This is a genomic window from Ruegeria sp. BF7, assembly GCF_056538605.1.
Genome location: NZ_JBQFTM010000011.1, coordinates 117,074 through 138,037, shown reverse-complemented (window position 1 = coordinate 138,037; position 20,964 = coordinate 117,074). Strand labels below are relative to the sequence as shown.

The window sequence follows — 20,964 nt, the reverse complement described above, 5'->3', positions numbered from 1 at the left end:
CATCGCCGAACCAATGATACCAAACGCGTGTTCAATACCGTGAAGCTGCAGAACCTTAACAAAGGCCTCTTCCGTCGTCATTTTCATCTGTTTCTGTCCTTGTTTGAGACGTCAAAGCGTTGGTGAGTTAGAGAATTTCGTCCCTGAGGTAGTAGCCGACATAAGCCATGCGCTGGCCCAATCGTCGGAAGGGTGTGAGGATGCCGTGGCTTGGCAGCGGGGACGTGAAGATTGGCAGGTCAAATGCCTTGTCTTTTTCACCGGCAACCAACTGCGCCATGCGTCGCCCGGCCTGTGCTGAATACATCACGCCATTGCCGCCATACCCCATCGCGTAGAACACGCTTTGATCAGGGTCTGGCTGGAAGATACGGGGCATCATGTCGTGGCTGACATCGACCCACCCCCACCACGAGTAGTCGAGGTTGATATCTTCCAGCGCCGGGAACTTGCGGGCAAGACCTTTTTTCAGCAGTTCCAAGTGCTTGTTGTTTTCGGCATCCCGCCCTGTCACGGCACTGCGGCTGCCGATCTGCATCCGATTGTCCGGCAAAAGGCGATAATAGTGCCGTAACGTGCGGGTATCGGTCAGGGGCGACTTGGTCTGGATGCCACACTCGTCCAGTTCGGACTGGGTCAAGGGCCGTGTGACCATCGAGTTTGACAGGATCGGCATCAAGCGGTGTTTGGTCCGGTTGTTCAAACCGGGCGGCGTGTAACCGGCGGTTGCCAGAGCCACGGTCTTTGCCCGAACAATACCCCCCGGCGTGCGCAGATGATGAACGCCGCTTTTGGTCTCCCACCCCATTACCGGGCTGCCGGTGTGGATTTTCACGCCCAACCGGCGGGCCATGTTGACATAACCAAAGGCCAGTTTGCCAGCATGGATGCAGGTGCCATCAGGCTCCCACATGGCACCTGCTGCCTCCATGTCACGCACGTGGCTTTCGTGCAGCTCATCGCGGTAAATGATGCGCGATCCATAACCGAACACATCATTCAGCAGCTTGCTCTCTTTCTTGAGCGACGGCATCACCTTGTCCCGGTGGGCAATATAATAATGTCCCCCCGGCTGCGGATCGCAGTCGATATCGTCCGAAGCGATCAGATCATTGAAAAGCTCAAAGGCTTCGGTCACTTCTGCGTGCATGCCTTTGGCCACGTCTATGCCCCACCGCTCGATCCACTGCGAGCGTTTCAACCGCCCGGAGGAAATCTGGGCCTGCCCACCATTGCGGGTCGAACAGCCCCAAGCCACGGTGTTCGCCTCCAGAACCACGGCCTGAATGCCATGCTCCTTGGCCAGGTGAATGGCGGTCGACAAGCCGGTATAGCCCGAGCCGATAACAACGACGTCGGCATCCATGTCACTGGACACCGGGCCATCATCCGCAGGCGGTGTGCCCGCAGTGCCAATCCAGTATGTTGGCGCGTGGTCACGATTGTGACCCGGACCCGCATCTATGATGGGGTCATACTTGGGGTCATAGCTGGCCTTGGGCCAGTGACGCGGGATGTTGTTGTCCACCATTCTTGTTACTCTCCGAAGCTACGCGCAGGGCGGCGGATCAGGCTTTGAACATTGGGCGCGTTTTGCGAAGCGCCTGTTTCACTATGATTTTCCCGTCACGCACGGTGAACAAATCGGCGCCCTCGGCCTCGATGCGCATGCCGTTGGCGTCGGTGCCGGAAAAAGTCCACTCCGATACAGCCCTATCACCGTGCACAAAGTGGCTGTGGTGATCCCAATGCGCGTCTTTCATACCAGCCCATACGCCCGAGAACGCAGCAGCGATGGCCTCTGCGCCTTCGACCTTGTTGCCGTATTTCTTGTCACCGGCGACGGTGTAGAACACGCAGTCATCGGCAAAATGGGTCATCACACCGTCGATGTCGTGACGGTTGAACGCGTCGAACGTGTCGGCCAGGTCCTGCGCGGTCAGGGTCTTGCTCATATTGTGTTTCCTTTTCAGAGGGGTTGTTAGGTTTCGTTCGGGTTCGGAACGATCAGTGTCGGGATCTTGGACCGCCGCAAAACGCGTTTGGCGACGGTGCCGAGGAAGGTATGGGAAAAGCCGTGGTCGTGCGCGCCGAGCACGATCAGATCACAGCCCAACTCAACCGAACGGCGCAGGATCACTTCGGCGGGGTGACCGTCGGTGACCTCGACCGAGGTTACCTGTTCACGAATCCTGGCATCATCGCCTTCGAAGCGTGCCCAGAACTTTGCCTGCCGTTCTGCCAATACCTGTCGAACCATCTCGTGGCGGCGCGACAGCGCGGTTTTACGGGTTTCCGCGTTTAGGATGAACATTTCCATCGTGATTTTGGCGTCTTCTGAAAGCGGTTCGTTAACGTGCAGCACGTGAATCTGCGCCCCTGTGGCCTGCGCGATGCTGGCAGCATGGCGCAGGGCGTGGGGTGAGTTCGCCGACAGGTCGGTGGCAAACAGGATGTTGGTGATCAATTGTTTCATGTCGTCATCCTTTCCGGGTCAGTAGCCCAGCAGCCGTGGCAACCACAGCGACAGCTCAGGGAAGAAGGCGATGATGAAGATCGCGGCCGTATTAGCGGCTGCAAATGGCAGCGCCCGCAGTGAGATCTGTTCGATCGAGATGTTCGAAATTCCCGAGGCGATGAACAGGTTCTCACCCAGCGGCGGGGTCTGGAAGCCGATGCCCAGCGTACAGACCATCACCACGCCGAAGTGGATCGGGTCGATGCCCACCGAGTAGGCTACCGGCAGCATCACCGGAACCAGGATCAGGATGGTGGCCAGCGTCTCCATGAACATGCCGACAAACAGCAGGAAGAAGATGATCAGCGCCCAGATCACATAGAGGTTGTCGGTAAAGCTGAGCATCGAGTCCGCGATGATCGCCGGGATCTGGTTCTCCACCAGCAGGCGGCCAAACACGGTGGCGGTGAACAGGATCAACAGAACCCGGCCGGTCAACCATGTGGTGGCTTCCAGCGATTGGAAAAGCGTTTGCCACGTCAGTTCGCGGTAGATCACTACACCCACGACCAGCGTGTAGAAGATCGCAACAATCGCGGCCTCGGTCGGGGTAAAGAAACCGGTGTAAATGCCACCTAGGATCACCAGCGGTGCCATCAATGACCAGAATCCACGGTACATCTCGCAGAAAACATTACGGATGGACCAACCTTCGGCCGATCCTTTGTAGCCGCGCTTTTTCGACATGAAAAAGTTCAGGATCAGCAGGCTGGTGGCGATCAGGAAGGCCGGAACGAAGCCTGCGATGAACAGTTTCGAGATTGAGACCGACTGGAAGGTACCGAATTTCTCGACCGCTTCGACCGGAGGTGCCATGCCGAGCGCGGCAATGCCGAAGATCACCATCGGGATGGAGGGAGGAATGATAATCCCGAGGCCGCCAGAGGACGCAGTGATCGCCGAGGCATAGCCGCGCTCATATCCGCGGTTGATCATCGCGGGGATCATCAGCATCCCCACCGCCGCGGTCGTTGCCGGGCCTGAGCCCGAAATGGCGCCAAAAAACAGACAGGCCATGACAGTTGCCGCCGAGATGCCACCGGTAAAGGGACCGGCGAGACTTTCAGCGACGTTTATCAGCCGTTTTGAGATACCGGCGGCCTCCATCAAGGCTCCGGCCAGGATAAAGGCTGGCAGCGCCATCAGAGGGAAAGCGCCCACCGAGGTAAAGGCAATCTGCACGAATTTGATGGGATTTTCGCCCAGATACAGGAACGAAAACAGCGAAGCCACACCCAGAGCAACCGTGATCGGTGCGCCGATGAGCAGCAGAAGAAGAAACGATCCAAATAGGATTGTGACGATTTCGGATTCCATGACGTTTCCTCCCTGCCTTAGTCGTTCTTGGCTGCTTCAGTGGCAGCTTTGATTTCGTCGAGGTCGATCTGATCGGGGTCGTGGATTTCTTCACCCTTGACCAGGCGGCGGTAGTTCACCTGAATGACGCGGAAGGTCATCAGCGCAAAGGCGATGGGCAGCACCATGTAGATGTACTTCATCTCGATGCCCAAAGTCTGCGACTTCCAGAATTTGTTCATCTTGTTGAAGACAAAATCCGTTGACAGATACAAGAAGTAGACATTGAAGAAGAGCCAGAAGAGATCGGCAAAAGCCTCAATGTATTTGATCGCGCCGTCGGGCAGAAACTTGAACTGGAATGTCACCCGGTTATGTGCGCCCTTCAAAGCGGCGTAACTGGCGCCGAAATAGACGAACCAGACGAACATGTAGACCGAGAGTTCCTCAATCCAGCTGATCGAAAAGCCGAAGACTTCGCGCGCGACGATCTGTACGAACAAAAGGCAGACGAAACCGGATAATAAAACCCGGCATATGACGCTTTCTATATTGTCCAGAAATTTCCAGAACATGTGGGTTCCCTCCTCCCTGAGATGAGAAGAGCGCCGTAGCGCTCTTCCCTGTATCGCTCTACGGCGATTACTGTTGGACCGGGTCGCGGCCGATGGCTTCGAGAACAGCGTTCAGTTTGTCGACGCCACCGATGGAGTCGTAGAACTGCGGCCATACGGCACCGGTTGCCAGTTCAATGAACTCGGCTTCGTCGTTTTCTGGATCGATGATTTCCATGCCCTTGGCGGTCAGCTCTTCTTTGATGGCCGCTTCTGAATCACGAAGGAACTGAGCTGAGGCCAAAGTTGCCTCTTGTCCTGCTTCCAAGATCATCTGTTGTTCTTCTTCGGACAGATCCTGGAAGACAGCTTCGGAAATGATCAGCGGTTCGATCGAGAAAATATAACGCAGGTTGGTTACGTGGTCCTGTACCTCGTAGAACTTCATTGCGTTGATGGTCAGGTATGGGTTGTCCTGGCCGTCGACAACCTTGGTCTGAAGACCGGTGAAGGTCTCTGACCATGCCATCGGGGTCGGGTTGATGCCCCAGGACTTGTAGGTTTCGATCATGATCTCGTTTTTGGGAACGCGGATGATCAGATCCTGCAGGTCGGCAACCGAGCTGACCGGCTTTTTCGAGTTGGTCAGGCGGCGGAAACCGGTATAGGTCCAGCCGATGATGCGCACGCCCGCATCGCGGATCGTGTTTTCGACCAGTTCCTGACCGATCGGACCCTGAGTCAGCGTCTCAGCGTCTTCGAGGCTCAGGATAACGTAAGGCAGCGTGAATACGCCCACCGAAGGCGAGAAGGGTGTGATGTTGTTGATCGCCAGCAGCGACATGTCCAGCGTGCCGATGGCGGCTTCGTTGACGGTGTCCTGCTCAGAGCCTAACTGACCGTTCAGGAATAGGGTCGCAGTATGCTCGCCGCCCGATTTCTCTTCGAGCGCTTTGACAAATGCTATTCCAAGAGCTTCCTGTGCGCTACCTGCGCTGTCGCCAACCGCAATTTTGAAGTTTTTCGCGTCGGCTGCGCCTGCAGCCATCAGCGCCGCCACGGATACTGCAGCGGTGATGGTGCCAAGCTTTTTGATAAATGACATGGATTTCCTCCCATTTTCAGATTTCGAGGTGCGCGCTGACCTGGGGAGAGTTGGCCAGTCCGATTCTACCTCGGCGCGGAAACACTAGCTTGGACAAAGTGTTTCTTCGTTGCTAAACTTTGCGCGATAGGTTTCACATATATCGAACTTGAAAAATGAAACTCGACACGCTTTCCACTCGCATAGGCGACACCGACATACGGCTGTTGCGGATATTCAAAACCGTTGTTGAAAGCGGTGGGCTTTCGGCTGCCGAAGTTGAGTTGAACATTGGCAAATCGACCATCTCCAAGCATGTTTCGGATCTTGAACTGCGCCTGGATTTGAAACTCTGCAACCGTGGGCCTTCTGGTTTCTCGCTGACCGAAGACGGCGAAAAAGTGCTGCGCGCCACCGAAGACCTACTGATATCCGTCTCGCAGTTTCGAACCGAAGTGAACGAAATCAAGGAACAACTGGCGGGTACAATTCGGGTGGCGCTGTTCGATCAATGCACCTCGAATCCAGAGGCGCGGCTGGCCCGCTCAATTCATAAATTCAACGAAGCCGCGCCCACAGTTCAAATCGAACTTTCGATGGAACCACCTAACGTGATCGAAACGATGGTCATTACCGGGCATCTGGATATCGGGATCATCGCGTTGCACCGTCCGTCCGCCAGCCTTGATTATGTTCCACTTTATGGTGAGGACATGTTTCTGTATTGTGGGAACGAACACCCTTTGTTTGACCGTTCAGAAATTGATCTAAGCACGGACGACCTGCGCAAGTACAACTATGCAGGCCTCAGCGTGAATTCCCCAAATCTTATCGTTGGTCAGCAATTGGGCTTAAGGCGCGCAGCAAAGGTTCAAAGCGAACAAGCTCTTGCTATTTTGATCCTTTCTGGCAGGTATCTTGGTTTTTTGCCAGGCCACCTTGCCCAGCAATTCGTTGACCAGAACCTGATGAAGAAGGTTTTGCCGAGCAAAACGCAGTATCGAACGCGTTTTGCGGCTGTGACCCGAAGGCAACCGGCACCAACACGCATCACCAAACTTTTTATGAGTGTTTTGAGCCAACAACACGACAACGGAAATATTGCATAGATTTGACCATACGGAGTCTCGTCATCGGTCGGATCGGAACTAAACAGCCAGTTCACAGAAATGACGCGTAGCATTCAATTCTTCACAACGGATTCCCCTAGAAAAGTTTGCAACAAAGTCGGCAAAACCTCAGATTAATTCCTGCTAGCCCAAATGGTGTCAGGCTATGCACCTTATTACGCAAAGCTTGTTTTTCCCCTTGGTCAGCGTCAAAAGAACAAAAAACTGGCGCCCAGCTCTGACCGGGGCCAGGCTGCGGGCAAGAACACGAGGCACATCAAATGGCATTTAAGTTGGTTTCCTGCGATGGCGGTGGGATACGGGGATACCTGACCTGCCTGATCCTGCAGAGCCTTCACGAAGAAACCGGATTTCTGGATAAGGCGGACGGCTTTGCGGGCACATCGACAGGCGGTCTGATTGCCGTGGCACTGGCGGATGGCCGGACGCAAGGCAAGGATATGAGCGTTCTGGTCGGTGAGTTGGCCGCCCATTACCGCGGCGACGCGGATCAGATTTTTCTGGAGAACGAACGCGGAGTTCTGGACAAAGCGCTCGACAAGGTCATGCGTCGCCTCAGGCTTGGGGGTGGTCCGGGAATTATGGCGTCGCAATACCATGCCTCGGGTCTTGAACGCATTGGAACTTCGCTCGTCGAAGACCGAACCATTGGATCGCTGTCGTCGGATCTGGTTCTGGCCGTCAACACAGTTTGCCTGCATCGCAGCGACAAAATCGGCTGGTCGCCTTTCACGATCACAAACCAGAACCTTGAACACGAGGCCTGGCTGGATATGACAGCGGTCAAACTGCTGGACGTGGCGATGGCAAGTTCTGCCGCACCGTCTTATTTCCCGCCGCATCTGATCGTGGCCGACGGTGTCGACTACGGCTATTTCGCCGATGGCGGGACCTTTGCGAACAACCCGGTGATGAATGGGATCAACGTTGCCATCGCCGCTGATCGGGCCAAGGGGGTTACGGATATCGAAGCGTTGTCGATCGGCACGGGTCAGCAGCCGACGGACATATCCGAGGAAATGATCAAGAATCCCGATGATTGGGGCCTGTTGAAATGGTTCGGGGTGACATCGGGCGCGCCCAAAGGCGCATTGATCGAGTTGCTTCTGACCACCTCGGCGGAAAACCAGTATTGGATGGCGCGTATGGTTTTGAAAAACCGTCTGGTGCGGATAAATCCACCACTGCCAAAGATCGTTGGTTTGGCGACCCACAAACCTGAGTCCTACAGGTTGATGGACGAAGCTTTCCAGGCCAGCAAGCAGAGCAAATACTGGGCGAATGCCGTCGAAATGCTGCAAAAGTGGTGACTCTGTGTACCATTGGAAAACGTACTGCAGTTTCAATACCGCCATTGCGCTGTTTTTGTTGCCTTTGAAGGCTTAGCATTTATGGTTAACGCGAAATTTTCAGCGGGTTTCAACGACTGAAAAGGGGAGAGGTATGAGCGATCCCGGCATTGCCGAAAAGCTGGTTGCGGTATTGCAGCGCCCGGATGGCGATACGGCTCTGCGCCCGGTGCACAGCATTGGAATCAGTGCGACGGGGAGTTTCGAACCCTCACCGATCGCCCGCAATTATTGTATCGCAGACCACTTCCGTGCGGAAAAGACGGATGTGATCGTACGGTTCTCGAACGGATCAGGTTGCGCTGCGGTACATGACGGCTGGTCCGACGTGCGCGGCATGGCGGTCCGGTTTCATCTGGATGATGGCACCGATACCGATCTGATCGCGATGACCCTGCCCGAGTTTTTCGCCCCAACTCCCGAGACCTTTCTGGACTTCGCAGAAGCCGCAAAACCAAGGTTGTATAAGGCGGAGTCTCCCTGGCGAAAGATCAGCAATTACCTACAACTGATCCTGCCCAAACGCGATCCCTATCCGGGGGAAACCATAAGCCCGGATGATGGTGCCATCGAGTTCGCAGACCAGAACGCCTATTCCCAATTGGGTATCATGCAAGCCGCCCAGATCGGTGCGCCGACCAGCTATGTCAGGGCGGCGTATCATGCCGTGCATACATTCGTCGTCACCGGTTCTGACAACAAACGCCGCTGGGTGCGGTTTTCGTGGCAACCGATTGCAGGTGTTCTTAGGACCGACCCCAACAAAGCACCGGTCGATGATTATCTGAGGGCCGAACTGAAAGACCGTCTTGCCAAAGAGCCCGCGCGGTTTTCGCTGATGATGATGATTGGCGAGGTAGGAGACGATTTCAACAACTCGTCCCGTCCCTGGCCACCGCATCGGAAACGGATCATGATGGGCACGCTGACACTGGACGCGGTGCCCGAGGACCAGATCGCTGACTGCGAAAAGCTCAGCTTTAATCCGGGCCTGCTAACCAACGGGATCGAAGCATCGGACGATCCGGTCCTGAAGGTGCGCATAGACTCCTACAGAATATCAAGCAATTGGCGTGGCGGATCGCCCTGCCCATTCTCGGAGAGTTAGGTCATGACAAGCCAGAACAGCTGGTTCAACAGCTACGTCAACAGCCTGCCCGAGCGCGGATGGTTCAAGTTCCTGTCGCGTTACATCGTGGTGCCTTATTGGCACTGGCGTGATCCAAAGCCGAAACTTCCTGGCGGTCCGCGCCCCTCGCCCCAGCCCAGCGAGAACGTACAGCGGATGATGAACCTGATCATGCCGCTGAAAGACCCGTCACCGGCTGGGCGTGCACGGGCGACTCTGGCAGTCGCTCAGAATGTTGATGAGATTTTTGCCGGGCTCGACAATGTCGGCACGGTACATTTCGCGCGATTTCTGCTGATCGACAACAATATCTGTATGATCTCGGTCTATGACGGGGATTTCAGCAATTATATCCGCGATTTCATCACCACCATCGGCAGTGTCTTCAATGACGTCATCTCGCTGGTCGACGGCGCCGAACACCTGATCCCGACCGAGCGCAACGTCGAAGAATTTATCGACTGGGTTCACGCGCATGACCTGTTTCAGGCGAATGACTTCCCGACCAACCTGTTCGGCCTGCAGGATGCGGCCAAGGGGCTGCCGCCGAACGAACCGCCGCACAGGCTGGAAACCCTGCCACGGGAATTTGTTCTACAACTGCACGCCAATCGCAATATCTCACTGGGGGGCGGCTATCGCGCTTATCCCGGAGTTTCTGCCGCGCAGGTGCGCCAAAAATTCGGACAGGGCTGGTGACTACAAAACTCGATCTCGCCGACATTCAAGGCAACATTTTGCGCGGATATCGCCGCGATCTGGTGCGCCATCTGATCCTCGAAGTCACCGACCGCGCGGCCGCGCGTCGGTTTCTGGCCACCGCGGTCGATGGTGGCAGCGACACGGTGCCCGAAATCACCCGCGGCCTGTTGTGGGAGGTCAGGCCACCTTTTTGCTTTAACATCGGAATCACCTATGCGGGGCTGCGGGCTTTGGGCACGCCGCCCGAGCATTTGAAGACCTTTCCGACCGAATTCGTTCAAGGCATGACACAGCGGGCGATGAAACTCGGGGATTTTGGGGACAGCGGGCCCGAGAACTGGCCCACCCCTTTCGACCGTCCCGACCGCATACATCTGATAGCATCGGTGCATTCGGATGATCCCGAACACCTCGATACCGTCGAACAACAGGTTGCAGGAGCATTCAGCATTCTGGGCGTACGTAACGGGCGAAACCTACCCGAGGGTAAGGTGTTTTTTGGCTATGTCGACGGGATCTCTCAGCCACGTTTCGAACAGGTCTATGACCCCGACCAAGAAGGCGTGGACGAGCCCATCGACCCGCTCGGCACTGCGCTGCTTGGCTATCCAACGAAACAGGAGGGCGTTCTGTTCCGCGTCCCGTCGCCCCATGCGCTTGGGTTCAACGGATCGTTCAATGCGTTTCGAATTCTGGCGCAGGATGCCGCCGGATTCGAAGCGTATCTCGATCAGGCGGCCGAAGCCCTGATGCTGCACCCCAAACGCGACCAGTTGGCGGACCCCGATAACCTGGAGCGCATCGGTGAAGGATTGGACATGCACGGTGCCCTGCGCGAAGTGGTCGCCGCGCAGATGTGCGGGCGCTGGCGCAATGGCGTACCCTACGAGCTGTCGCCAAATGCCCAGTGGCCCAAGAGCGAGGTGTCACTTACCAATTTTGACTACACGCACGGCTCGCGCTGCCCGGCAGGCTCGCACCTGCGGCGCGGCAATCCTCGGGGCGGTCCGATCGTTCAGCGTATCGCAAATTATACGCGTCGACTGGTGCGGCGTGGCATGTCCTATGGCCCGGATTTTGACCCTCGAAACCCCGATACAGAAGAACGCGGCTTGCTTGGCAGTTTCATCGGCGCCAATATCGGTGCGCAGTTCGAGGCGGTGATGTGCGACTGGATTAATCTGGGCCTCCAGGACCCACGGATTACCGGTGCGAACGATCCCTTGCTGGGTGCCAACACACCGGAAACCAGCTGGTTCGACATGACAGTGCCGGACGGAGACACAATCCGTCTGAACGGTTTCCCTCGCCTGATCCAAACGCGCGGTGGTGCTTACACGTTCCTGCCCAGCCTGACTGCGATCAGATACCTGTCTGATTTGATGGATTAGGCAAGTTCCGCCAGCGCGGTATCAATCCGCGTCAGCATCGGTGACCGCCCGGCGGATTCGACAACAACACGCGCTTTGGTCAGGTAATCCCTGGCCTGTGGTTTCTTTTTCTTTGCCTTGTAGAGCAGTCCCATGATCATGTCACAGCGCGCGATGTAATGGCCATTTTTGTCGAACTGTGGATTACTGCGCACCTGTTCAATCATAGCAATCAACCGCTTTCTTCCAAACAGCATGACCCAGATGATCGAGCGAAAGTTCCTGATCAGAACACTGATTGAGCCGCCACCCTCACCGGTCAAAATGGCCAGATACATCTCGCACAGGAACAACCGTGCCCAGTCTGCCGAAACCTGAGTGCTCTCATCCGTACGTTTCTGAATGGCCCATTCGACCTGCCGCAGTCCAGCGGCGACCTGGCCGTTCAGCGCATAAGCCACGCCCAGCATTGTTGCAGGCCCGAAGGTGAACAAAGTCCAACCTTTCTCTTCGCAGTCCTTGATATGCTTTTGAACGGTTTCAATCGCACCGGGTTTCTCCAACGGTACCATCGCGGCAACGCGGGCCGCCTCGGCTATTGCATGCTCAAACTCAACCTTCGAGTCCTGTCGTGCCTTCTCGGCCATCGTTAGCGCCAGTTCATGGTCATCCGTGACCATTGCGATCAACGCTTTCATTGCGGTTCCATAACCCAGCGCCCGCGGATCGTTCTTGGATTTTCCAAGTGCAATCATCCGATCCGATGCCGCGTGCGCCTGGGCCACGCGGCCACGGGTCAGTTCGTTCCAGCCAACCGTCGCCAGAAAGAAATTGTGGATATAAGCATCGTCGATTCTTTCCAGAATGGTCTCGATTTCGCGCTTTCTGGTCTCAAACCGCTCATTCGGGATCGGAGAATGGTAAATCGAAACCGACAGTTCGTTGACCATGGCATAGGCACTGGAAGAAGGATCCCTCAGGCGCTGAGCCATTTCAGTCAATTCTTGCTGCACCCAATGTGCTTCGCGATACTTACCATTGCACACCAAACACGACACATAATGGTGCAGGAACAAGGCGTGGTGCTGACTGTCCCCTACCTTTTGCAGTATCGGCCGAACCGCGCCAGCCAGCTCGATAATCGTTTTGACCCGTAACGAGATGTTGGAGCAGAGTGCAAAACTGGCCATGAAGGCGGCAAACTGTTCATCCGATGCACAATCGGGGTCGCTTTGATACAGCTCCAGCGCCGCGACAAAGAACCGGTTGGCTTCGTCCAGAGAATACACCCCCAAGCTTTTGTCTCCGGCCATGGAACTATAGCGGAACGCCTGATCGGTACGGTTGGTTTGCCCATAATGGAAGGCCAGTGTTTCGGCCACCTCTTGCACCCGGTTTGCATTGCGCAAAGCCAGCGCATCGGCGATCGCCAAATGCAACTCGGACCGTCGTGACTGAATAAGACTCTGGTACACAGAGTCCCGCAGCAGAACATGTTTGAAGACATAGTCTGAGGAACTCGTCTCGCGATATAGGACATCCTGCGTTTGCAGTCGTTGCAGAGTTGTACCAACTTCATCGGAGTTCGCGACAACTTGGGCCAGCAGGCCGGGATCAAAGCGGCGCCCGATAACAGCGGCGGCCTGCAAGACTTCGCGATCCTCGGGAGCGAGACGTTCAATTCTGGTCGTCAACAGGCTGCGCATCGTAAGGGGCAACCCGCTGTCATTGATATCCGCATTGAAATAGGCGGTGCCGTCATCGACACGTAATGTGCCCTGATCCAGTAGAAAGCTCAGAATCTCTTCGCCAAACAGCGGGTTGCCGCCGGCGCGCTCGGTCAGCTGTTCCGCCAAACCGTTCGGGAGTTCAGGCACACCAAGACGGCTCTGAACCAGATCCTCAAAGTCCGCGACTGGCAATGGTCTCAGCGCGACGGTTGTCACGCCGCTTGTGCCAAGCCATTTCGGCGTATACTCCGGCCGCCGCGTTTGAATGACCAGCAGGTTCGAAATTTCCGGGTCTTCAAGCAGGATCGTTATCAGATCTTCCGAGGAGCTGTCGATCCAATGGCTATCTTCGATCACAAGAATGACCTGGTCGGTCGCGCATTTTTTCTTGAGCAAGTCTGTCAGCAATTCGCGGATGCGCAAGCCGATCAGAACACCATCGAGACCATCCAAAGACCCTTCGGGTGACTTGAGACCGAGAAGGTTCATCAGCAGGCCCAGATTTTGCCAGGAAAACAGCCCGTACTTAGCTAGACCGGTCTCTAGTTTCGCCTGAACGCGCAGCGGATTGTTTCTGTCGCTGATCTGAAAGGACTTTCGGACGATTTCCAAAATTGGCAGGAACGGAGTCTGTTGACCGTCTGCGTAGCAATTCCCCATCAGAGCGGTGACTTCGCCGGTCGGCATCTGGTGAACAAATTCGTAGATTAGGCGGGTTTTCCCCAAACCCGGTTCTGCCACCAAATCAACAACCGAACACTCGGATTTCGACCTTAGCAAGGCTGTGGACATTGCATCCAGTTCACCCATCCGACCGACATAACTGCTCAACCCTTGCGCGACTGACGCGTCAAAGCGCGTCGCGCCTTCGCGAACAGCTTTCAGTTGCCAGATTTTCTGCGGCGCGGACAGGCCCTTGATCGTGTGTTCACCGAAATAGCTGAGATCGGAGACCCATTCGACCAAATCGCGGGTGGTGTCGCACAGCAGGCTTCCCCCGGGTGGCGCAAGGTTTTCAAGTCGTGCGGCCAGATTCACCGTGCTGCCTACCGCCGTCGTCGGCCCGGTTTCCCCTTGAACCGTAGCCATCAGGACATTGCCTGAGCTGACACCAACGCGCATTTCCGGGCGCACTCCAAAGCGTTTGTCAAAGTCTGTTGCGGCAGAAGCGAAGGCAGCGTGGATCGACAATGCGGCGCGGCAGGCCCGCAGGGCCGGGTCTTCAAGCGCGTCGGGGATACCAAACAATGCCATTATGCTGTCGCCGGCAAAATCGCGGACCGCGCCACCGTTTTCTTCGACCGCGCGGGACAGCGTGTCATAGACTTTGCGTACGAATTCGAGCGCTTTTTCTTCATCCAGACGGGCGACTATGGCGGTATAGCCGACCATATCTGCAAACAGGACAGATACCTGGCGTCGTTGTCCAGGATCCGTCGGTATTCGCGATGGTATTTCCGTCATATCCCCCATGTGAGCAAAGGGTTTACAACACCCGATCCCTCCCCGCTAGAGTTTGTGGGCGAAAAAGTATTTTAGTATACTCAAAAGGCAAGGAAAGTGTCATGCCAGACACAGGCCTATGTGTCTTTTCCTAAATCATTAGCGTGTCACGCGGTGAATGCCAGTTTCAGGCCAGGGCGGGGCCATCGGGCCTTGTATATTTTTCCGGTGCTCGACGCCGTAATCCACAAATCACGCATGTCTTTACCACCGAAGCACATATTTGTGGTGAACATATCGGGTATTTCCACATGCTCGGTGGTGCCATTCAGGTTGAACACCGTGATCCCGCCATTGAACAAGGTTCCGACGCAGACGCGGCCATCCTGCTCAACCTTGAGACTGTCCAGCCATTGATATCCCGGCAGCGTCTGTACAACATTGCCCGGCATGCCTGGGATGGGACCCGGTTCGACCTCACCGAGACCTGTGATTTTCATCGCCCAAAGCCGCCCGAAAACTGTGTCCGAGACATAAACGGTTTTGCCATCCGGTGACAAGCCGACTCCGTTGGGCATGGGAATCGTTGCGGCTTTGATCAGTGTCGTGCCATCTATCGAGGCATAATAAAGACCACCATAACGTGTGGAATCCTCATCTTCTATCCCCGTGTCAGTGAACCAGAAGCCGCCGGACTTATCGAACACCAAATCATCGGGCGCGATCAGCCGCTTGCCGTCATACGAGTCAAACAGTTGCGTCACGGCTCCGGTCTTCAGATCCACCCTGTGCACGGACCCGCCCGTGTAATTGGGCCGGATCGGGGCGGGTACGGTGATCTGGTCGGGACCAAACGGCACAAAACTGTAGACACCGCCGTTGTTGCAGACATAGGCTGCTCCGTCCGGGCCTATCGCTACCCCGTTAGGACCGCCGGGAATCTCCGCCACAACGCGGACATCACCATCGGGTGAAAGGCGTGCCAAGGTCTGATCCTTGATGTCGACGAAAAGAACCGACCCGTCGTTCATTGCAACCGGGCCTTCGGGAAAACCCAAACCGTTGCACATCTCTTGCAGTTCTAAGGCCATTCCAAAGCTCCCTGGTTGCGCCGAAGCTGTGAGTGCTTCGGCGACTGCCGATGAAAACCCACTTGCCCGAGGCAATGGACAAAGTCGGCAAAGTCTCTGGCAATTTTTGGATGTACTGCCAGAGTTTTACAAGCCTCCGACGGCAGGTTTTGTGGCAAGGTTTCTTGCTCACCGAAAAGACCACTCTGTACCTGCGGGGCCAGCATCCAGTTCGGCAACAGTTTGAAAGGACAGGCTCCGGACGCGAGTTGCCCGTTGCGGATCATTGGTGCCACTTCGATACCTTCCGATGTCCAAGCTGCAAAGGTGAGGGATTTGAAACCGAGGACTGGTCGGTTCCTCGTCTTTATGGTGAAACGATGGTCCTGTTCAATCACCTTGTTATCCGGCATGAATGATCGCGAGGCACGGTCGGTAGATTATGGCACAGTCCAAAAATCTGGTCATGAGCTTTCGAGCACTTCACTAGCTTGCGATACCCCCTGCCGCCTGGCGATTGACCTCGATCATTACAGTTACACGCTCGCCTCGCGCGTTCAGAAGCATGGCGACGAAGCCATAGTCGAACCGGCTTGCACAACCAGTGCGAAAACCGCGCAATTGTATGTCGTTCCTTACGTCGACTGCAACATGCACAACGCTTGCCTATAACATATGGTAGGAAACGGTATTGGGACGCTTATTGCCCTGTCGCGCGCGTACCCGCAAGAAGCTGCGTACCTTTGGGCCCGGCCAGAACTCGGCTTATCCAGCGCTGCGGCAGAGGCCGCTTGCGAGATGGAACAGGCATGAGTGCTGCTCTGGCCCTGTATTGCATTCAATGCTGCTATCAGGCCCACAGGCCCGGCACCCTATCCGGTCCGTCATCCGTTCATGGCGAATAGTTGTGAGACGCCATTGAACAGCGACATTCTGGTTTTCGGGTCGGGGGCGACATTTAGAATCGAGACAAGGCGGTGACCGTCGAACCTCAGATGCTCGTGAATGTCTTCACATAAAAGCCAAACATGCGGATGCCTGCGCAACACATCGGGAAGGGCCGCGAGCTGCGCTTTTGAATAGGCTCCCCCTGTTGGGTCGTCCGGCAAATTCAACATGAGCCATTTCATGCGGCACGAAATCGCCTTCTCGAACCGCTCAGACATGAGCAGAAATCTGTCCTCCTAAGGGCAAGAGTGCCTAGCGCTATGGCGGGCAAGACGACCGATAGGGTGCTGAAAGGACCCTCCATCGCCTTTTGACAGCACGGCCATGAAGGCGTTGTAGATGACCTGCGTCACGCCGAAGGAGACGGTGATGCTCTCCGGCGCGTTCCCAAGAGTGTTTTTCCGGCTGAGCTTAACACAAGCCGAGAACCTCAACGCTGGCGTGCCTGCAACGACCGTATGCCTCGCCCAGTCGCTGTGAATTGCATTGATCGCGGTCGTCTTCAAATGGCTTGGCGTTTCGAAGTCCGGCTCCCCGATCCCGAAATCGATGATCGGGTTCCCTTGAGCCTTCAGGGCAAGGGCTTTCTCCACCTGCCCCATGTTTGTTAAGGGGCCACCGCGGCCAGGCGTTTTGCACGCATTTCAGATCCGTCCATCATACGCCCCCCGATCAATCACGGCGGCGATGACCGTGAAACTGTCGGCGCCCTGTGCGGCAGCAAGAGCGGCCTTCAGCTCTACGGCAGAACCCACGGTGCGCCCGATTCCACCTAAAGCTTCCGCCAAGCGTGCAAAGTCGTGCCTGCCAAAATCCACGCCTGCGTTCTTAAGCTGCCGCCCGCGCTGTTTGATCTCAATGAGGGCAAGGCTGGCGTCCACGAAAACCACGAAAATCGTTTTCAGACCGAGTTCCGCCGCCGTCGACAGTTCGCCTGCCACCATAAGCATTCCGGCATCGCCAGAGAATGACACAACCGTACGGCCCGGTTCGATCAGCGAAGCGCCCATGGCAAGCGGGACGGCACAGCCCATAGTGCAGAGCGCCGACGATTGCAGCAAGCCCTTCGGGGCGTAGCAGTTCCACTTTTGCGACAGAAGAATTCGGTGCGCACCGGAATCGACCGTGGCGACGGTGTCCTTTGGCAGCACTTCGCGGCAGATGTCGATGACCGTTCCCGGTCCCCAATCCTCCGTCTCGGCAAAAGCCGAGGTCAGGCTTTCCGGCACCGTGTTGATCTTGCCGTCCGACCAGCGGGATGTAGCCGCGACCCCTTCCGAGATGGCATCCAACGTGCGCCCGACATGCGAGACGAACTGAAGACTCGACTGGTGCATATAATGGGTGTTGGGCTCGGCCGAGATATCAATCACTTTTATTATCTCCGCGTCCCAAGCATCGCGCCAGCCTACCCGCATTTCAATCGGGTCGTAGCCTGCGCAGATGATCAGATCAGCCTCGTGTACGAACGGCAGCAGGATACTATCGTTCTTAGGAGACAAACCGGCGCTGCCCATGCAAAGGGGATGGTCTTCAGGGATGATCCCTTTCGCCTTGTAGGTCGTGATGGCCGGAACGTTCTGCGTTTCGCAAAAACGCAGAACCGCTGCGCTCGCATCGTCTTTGAGCGCATCCAGACCCACGATCAAGACAGGTCTCTTGGAAGTCGCCAACCAAGATCGGGCCAGCGTGAGATCATCTTCCGCAGGAACGACAGCACTCACCTTTGAGCGACGGCGCATCTCAACGGGGCCGGGACGCGCATCGGCTACAGAAATCGGTAAATCGATATGGACGGGGCCGTCGCGGCCATCAGTTGCGATAGTAACCGCTTTGTCCGCAATCGTATCTGCTCCCTCAGCGGTCAGCATAAAGCTCGCCTTGGTGATCGGGCGGAACACGGCCTGATGGTCCAGAACCTGATGTGTGTAGGTCAGAGCCTCGGTTGCATCGACACAACCGGTCAGGACGATGAGCGGCACACGATCTTGCTGTGCGTTGGCGACGACATTCACGCAGTTCAAAGCGCCCGGGCCAACTGTTGCCACGAGAATGCCTGGTGCGCCGGTCATGTGATGCGCCCCTTCGGCCATGAAGCCCGCGCTGTTTTCATGTTTGCACAGAACGAATGTGATCCCAGCCTTTTCAAGCGCGTCGACAAGCGTCAACACTTCCCCGCCTGGCATACCAAAAGCGTGCCGGCAGCCAGCTTCGTAGAGCCGCCGCGCGAGGAGGTCGGCGGCCCGAAGGTCTTTGTCAGTTTTCATGGGGTCCCCTATTCAGCCGCGTAGCGCGTGGTGTCCGTCAGGTGCGCATAACCGTCACGCGTCTGTGGTGTTTTGATTCCAAGAATGTTACCGGCAACTTGGGTTCGAAGGATCTGTGCGGTCCCGCCACCGATGGTGAACATGCGCACATCGCGATACATCCGCTCCAGAGGTTCGCGATCGCAGTAGCCCCGTGCGCCGAACATTTGCAGCGCGTCGCTGACCACCTTTATGGCCATCTCAGACGCAAAGAGCTTGGCGCGGGCGGCCATTGTCATGTCAGGATACAGACTGCCGTTCGGACCACGCGAGCGCGCCGCTTCATGGAGAAGCAGCCGGGCTGCATGTACTTGCGTGTCCATATCTGCGAGCATCCATTGAAGCCCCTGGAATTCCGCGAGCAAGCGTCCGAATTGTTCGCGTTTGAGGAGATAGCGTTTGGCATGTCCGAGCGCACCTGCCGCGACACCCATGGCAATGGTGCCCGCGCCTACGCGTTGCGTATTGTAGGCGTTCATAAGGTCGGCAAAACCGCGCTTGAGACCTGAAGGCGGTTTGACCAGCCATTTCTCGTCGATCTCGACATTCTCGAACCGCAATTCTGCTTCGGGCATACCGCAGAGGCCCATTGTGTATTCGCGGCCCTCTACAGTGAAGCCCTTTGGCATGTTACCCGAGATCGGATCGGCAAACAGAATGAAGCCGCCAATCCCCTGTTCCACGCCTGCCTCATCGAGAACGCGGGCAAAAACCAGGTAGAGCTTTGAAACCCCACCGCCTGTAATCCAGTGCTTGGTCCCATTGAGGACGTATGTGTTGCCCCGTTTCCTCGCGGTGGTCCGCATTTCAGTCGCGGCACTACCCGCGTCAGGTTCCGTTATGCAGATCGCGGGTTTGTCTCCTGCCAAGACATGCGAAGCGCAAAAAGCCTTCTGCTCGTCATTGCCGTACCCCATGACCGCACTGATGCCGCCCATGTTGCCTTCGACAACGATGCGGGCCGTCAGGGTGCAGGCTTTCGCGATCTCTTCGACCACCATGGCCACATCCAGAAAGCTCGCGCCCTGCCCGCCATATTCCTTTGGAATGGACATACCCATTATGCCAGCATCGGCCAGCTCACCAACGTTTTGCCAGCAATAGACGCGCGATTTGTCCCACTCCGCGGCGCGTTTCTCAAATGCTGGGGCCAGTTCTCTTGCGACGTTCACAAGTGGATGTGTCATGGCGTATCCCTCACTTCCGTTTTAACCAGAATACGCTTGCTAAAATACTACACAATTAAATAAGATTGGTTATCTAATACAATATTGTTCAAGTTATGCAGACACGCTCTCTCAGAACCCTCGTGCGGATCTCGACGGTTGGCTCCTTTGCGAAGGCGGCCGAGCAACAGAACATGACATTGTCCGCCCTATCCATGCAGATGAAGGCGCTCGAGACGGAGCTTGGCGTCGACCTCTTTGACCGCTCCGTACGACCACCGCGACTTACGCCAATCGGTCGAACCATCGTCGAGGCAGCGATCCCGCTCCTGCAGCACGAAGATAACCTTCTCGAAATCTGTCGCCCGACGGACACGCTGGTCGGGCATTTCCGAATTGGATTTGTCACAACTGCTGCCGTTCGCCTGCTGCCGGAATTCCTGAAAAACGCAAAGCATCATGCGCCGCAAGCGACCTTCGCGTTTGAAACCGGTCTGTCCAAAACACTGCAGGAGAAGGTCGTGAACGGACAGCTTGATGCCGCCCTTGTCACGGATGCCGATGGTGTTCCCGACGCGCTTGCGGAATTGGTGCTTCGAGAGGAACCCTTTGTCTTTGCGGCCCACAAGAGTTTGCTGAAAGACGGCCTCGCAGGTCTATTAAGTGCCCAGCCCTTCTTTCATTTCATGCCCGACACCGGAATCGGGAAACTCATTGCTGGCGAGATGCTGAAGCACAAAAGACCAAAGAGTTCCGAGACAATCGTCCTCGATAACCTTGAAGCGATCATGGGGTGTGTCTCGGCGGGTTTGGGTTTTACGCTTCTGCCCACCCCCGATGTTGTTCGGTATCGATCTGCCGACGTCAATACCGTCCGTCATCCGCAGGCGTCGGTCAGAAAACTTGTTCTCGCCACCGTCCGCAAGGGAGCACTGGCTGGAAGGGAAACTGCACTCGCGGCGTTGTTTTCGGCGGATGAGACTCAGCGAATAAGATAGGCCTTTTTTACGCTAGCTGCCTCAGTTGAACAGATGAGAATATAAAAGCAGCTTCGAAAGAAACCATGGATCAGCCTTCAACTGGATAACGCCCCTCGTCAGACAGGCCCCAAAGCTAAGAAAGTCCATGGTCTAAAGCTCTTCAAAAAATCTCATCCTTGGCTTGGCTCC

18 protein-coding genes are annotated in these 20,964 nt (G+C 56.1%); 6 read left to right on the top strand and 12 right to left on the bottom strand.

The window, feature by feature from the left end; translation table 11 throughout:
- Positions 1-127: 127 nt before the first annotated feature.
- The 6 genes from ACR0IK_RS18575 to ACR0IK_RS18550 all read right to left on the bottom strand — a co-directional run bounded on the left by ACR0IK_RS18575 (position 128) and on the right by ACR0IK_RS18550 (position 5,473).
- Positions 128-1,531: an NAD(P)/FAD-dependent oxidoreductase gene (locus ACR0IK_RS18575; RefSeq protein WP_480642689.1), complete on the bottom strand. Its 1,404-nt coding sequence runs from the start codon at positions 1,529-1,531 to the stop codon at positions 128-130.
- A 37-nt stretch (positions 1,532-1,568) separates the two neighbouring features.
- Entirely contained in the window at positions 1,569-1,955 is a 387-nt protein-coding gene (locus ACR0IK_RS18570; RefSeq protein ID WP_480595686.1) for a nuclear transport factor 2 family protein, read from the bottom strand.
- A gap of 26 nt (positions 1,956-1,981) precedes the next feature.
- A complete protein-coding gene (locus ACR0IK_RS18565; protein WP_480595684.1) occupies positions 1,982-2,476 on the bottom strand; it encodes a universal stress protein in 495 nt (164 codons plus the stop codon).
- 18 nt (positions 2,477-2,494) lie between these two features.
- On the bottom strand, positions 2,495-3,835 hold the full coding sequence (locus ACR0IK_RS18560; protein ID WP_480595682.1) for a TRAP transporter large permease: 1,341 nt from the start codon (positions 3,833-3,835) through the stop codon (positions 2,495-2,497).
- A gap of 17 nt (positions 3,836-3,852) precedes the next feature.
- Positions 3,853-4,389: a TRAP transporter small permease gene (locus ACR0IK_RS18555; protein WP_480595680.1), complete on the bottom strand. Its 537-nt coding sequence runs from the start codon at positions 4,387-4,389 to the stop codon at positions 3,853-3,855.
- 67 nt (positions 4,390-4,456) lie between these two features.
- Positions 4,457-5,473 carry a TRAP transporter substrate-binding protein gene (locus ACR0IK_RS18550; protein WP_480642687.1) on the bottom strand — a complete coding sequence of 339 codons (1,017 nt, stop codon included), beginning with the start codon at positions 5,471-5,473 and terminating at the stop codon, positions 4,457-4,459.
- A 155-nt stretch (positions 5,474-5,628) separates the two neighbouring features.
- On the opposite strand from ACR0IK_RS18550, the gene ACR0IK_RS18545 reads away from it, so the two are divergent.
- From ACR0IK_RS18545 to ACR0IK_RS18525, 5 genes are all read left to right on the top strand, one after another.
- Entirely contained in the window at positions 5,629-6,561 is a 933-nt protein-coding gene (locus ACR0IK_RS18545; protein WP_480642686.1) for a LysR family transcriptional regulator, read from the top strand.
- A 281-nt stretch (positions 6,562-6,842) separates the two neighbouring features.
- The gene (locus ACR0IK_RS18540; protein WP_480595674.1) at positions 6,843-7,892 is read left to right on the top strand and encodes a patatin-like phospholipase family protein; all 1,050 of its coding nucleotides are present in this window, start codon (positions 6,843-6,845) and stop codon (positions 7,890-7,892) included.
- A gap of 133 nt (positions 7,893-8,025) precedes the next feature.
- On the top strand, positions 8,026-9,039 hold the full coding sequence (locus ACR0IK_RS18535) for a catalase (RefSeq protein ID WP_480642684.1): 1,014 nt from the start codon (positions 8,026-8,028) through the stop codon (positions 9,037-9,039).
- 3 nt (positions 9,040-9,042) lie between these two features.
- Positions 9,043-9,759: a hypothetical protein gene (locus ACR0IK_RS18530; RefSeq protein WP_480642682.1), complete on the top strand. Its 717-nt coding sequence runs from the start codon at positions 9,043-9,045 to the stop codon at positions 9,757-9,759.
- Entirely contained in the window at positions 9,756-11,153 is a 1,398-nt protein-coding gene (locus tag ACR0IK_RS18525) for a Dyp-type peroxidase (protein WP_480642680.1), read from the top strand. Before ACR0IK_RS18530 ends, ACR0IK_RS18525 begins: the two co-directional genes overlap by 4 nt.
- Here ACR0IK_RS18525 and ACR0IK_RS18520 read toward each other — a convergent pair.
- The 6 genes from ACR0IK_RS18520 to acdA form a co-directional block, all read right to left on the bottom strand.
- Positions 11,150-14,326 (bottom strand): ATP-binding protein, encoded by a 3,177-nt coding sequence (locus ACR0IK_RS18520; RefSeq protein WP_480642679.1) that lies wholly within the window; start codon positions 14,324-14,326, stop codon positions 11,150-11,152. The two genes, ACR0IK_RS18525 and ACR0IK_RS18520, sit on opposite strands and share 4 nt — an antisense overlap.
- A 146-nt stretch (positions 14,327-14,472) precedes the next feature.
- Positions 14,473-15,396, bottom strand: a complete 924-nt coding sequence (locus ACR0IK_RS18515) for an SMP-30/gluconolactonase/LRE family protein (protein ID WP_480642678.1) — start codon at positions 15,394-15,396, stop codon at positions 14,473-14,475.
- The gene (locus ACR0IK_RS18510) at positions 15,387-15,788 is read right to left on the bottom strand and encodes a hypothetical protein (protein ID WP_480642677.1); all 402 of its coding nucleotides are present in this window, start codon (positions 15,786-15,788) and stop codon (positions 15,387-15,389) included. The genes ACR0IK_RS18515 and ACR0IK_RS18510 overlap by 10 nt, the downstream gene beginning before the upstream one ends.
- Before the next feature lie 471 nt (positions 15,789-16,259).
- Complete coding sequence (locus ACR0IK_RS18505) at positions 16,260-16,541, bottom strand: aminotransferase class I/II-fold pyridoxal phosphate-dependent enzyme (RefSeq protein WP_480642676.1); 282 nt, start codon at positions 16,539-16,541, stop codon at positions 16,260-16,262.
- A gap of 426 nt (positions 16,542-16,967) precedes the next feature.
- Positions 16,968-18,590 carry a thiamine pyrophosphate-binding protein gene (locus tag ACR0IK_RS18500; RefSeq protein WP_480642675.1) on the bottom strand — a complete coding sequence of 541 codons (1,623 nt, stop codon included), beginning with the start codon at positions 18,588-18,590 and terminating at the stop codon, positions 16,968-16,970.
- 8 nt (positions 18,591-18,598) lie between these two features.
- Positions 18,599-19,816: a 3-sulfinopropanoyl-CoA desulfinase gene (gene acdA, locus ACR0IK_RS18495; RefSeq protein ID WP_480642674.1), complete on the bottom strand. Its 1,218-nt coding sequence runs from the start codon at positions 19,814-19,816 to the stop codon at positions 18,599-18,601.
- Between the two features lie 95 nt (positions 19,817-19,911).
- On the opposite strand from acdA, the gene ACR0IK_RS18490 reads away from it, so the two are divergent.
- Positions 19,912-20,793 carry a LysR family transcriptional regulator gene (locus tag ACR0IK_RS18490; RefSeq protein WP_480642673.1) on the top strand — a complete coding sequence of 294 codons (882 nt, stop codon included), beginning with the start codon at positions 19,912-19,914 and terminating at the stop codon, positions 20,791-20,793.
- Positions 20,794-20,964 lie beyond the last annotated feature (171 nt).

Coding starts and splice junctions, on each gene's coding strand:
- ACR0IK_RS18575 (WP_480642689.1), bottom strand. CDS start 1,531: ATGGTGGACAACAACATCCCGCGTCACTGGCCCAAGGCCAGCTATGAC.
- ACR0IK_RS18570 (WP_480595686.1), bottom strand. CDS start 1,955: ATGAGCAAGACCCTGACCGCGCAGGACCTGGCCGACACGTTCGACGCG.
- ACR0IK_RS18565 (WP_480595684.1), bottom strand. CDS start 2,476: ATGAAACAATTGATCACCAACATCCTGTTTGCCACCGACCTGTCGGCG.
- ACR0IK_RS18560 (WP_480595682.1), bottom strand. CDS start 3,835: ATGGAATCCGAAATCGTCACAATCCTATTTGGATCGTTTCTTCTTCTG.
- ACR0IK_RS18555 (WP_480595680.1), bottom strand. CDS start 4,389: ATGTTCTGGAAATTTCTGGACAATATAGAAAGCGTCATATGCCGGGTT.
- ACR0IK_RS18550 (WP_480642687.1), bottom strand. CDS start 5,473: ATGTCATTTATCAAAAAGCTTGGCACCATCACCGCTGCAGTATCCGTG.
- ACR0IK_RS18545 (WP_480642686.1), top strand. CDS start 5,629: ATGAAACTCGACACGCTTTCCACTCGCATAGGCGACACCGACATACGG.
- ACR0IK_RS18540 (WP_480595674.1), top strand. CDS start 6,843: ATGGCATTTAAGTTGGTTTCCTGCGATGGCGGTGGGATACGGGGATAC.
- ACR0IK_RS18535 (WP_480642684.1), top strand. CDS start 8,026: ATGAGCGATCCCGGCATTGCCGAAAAGCTGGTTGCGGTATTGCAGCGC.
- ACR0IK_RS18530 (WP_480642682.1), top strand. CDS start 9,043: ATGACAAGCCAGAACAGCTGGTTCAACAGCTACGTCAACAGCCTGCCC.
- ACR0IK_RS18520 (WP_480642679.1), bottom strand. CDS start 14,326: ATGACGGAAATACCATCGCGAATACCGACGGATCCTGGACAACGACGC.
- ACR0IK_RS18515 (WP_480642678.1), bottom strand. CDS start 15,396: ATGGCCTTAGAACTGCAAGAGATGTGCAACGGTTTGGGTTTTCCCGAA.
- ACR0IK_RS18510 (WP_480642677.1), bottom strand. CDS start 15,788: ATGCCGGATAACAAGGTGATTGAACAGGACCATCGTTTCACCATAAAG.
- ACR0IK_RS18505 (WP_480642676.1), bottom strand. CDS start 16,541: ATGTCTGAGCGGTTCGAGAAGGCGATTTCGTGCCGCATGAAATGGCTC.
- ACR0IK_RS18500 (WP_480642675.1), bottom strand. CDS start 18,590: ATGAAAACTGACAAAGACCTTCGGGCCGCCGACCTCCTCGCGCGGCGG.
- acdA (WP_480642674.1), bottom strand. CDS start 19,816: ATGACACATCCACTTGTGAACGTCGCAAGAGAACTGGCCCCAGCATTT.
- ACR0IK_RS18490 (WP_480642673.1), top strand. CDS start 19,912: ATGCAGACACGCTCTCTCAGAACCCTCGTGCGGATCTCGACGGTTGGC.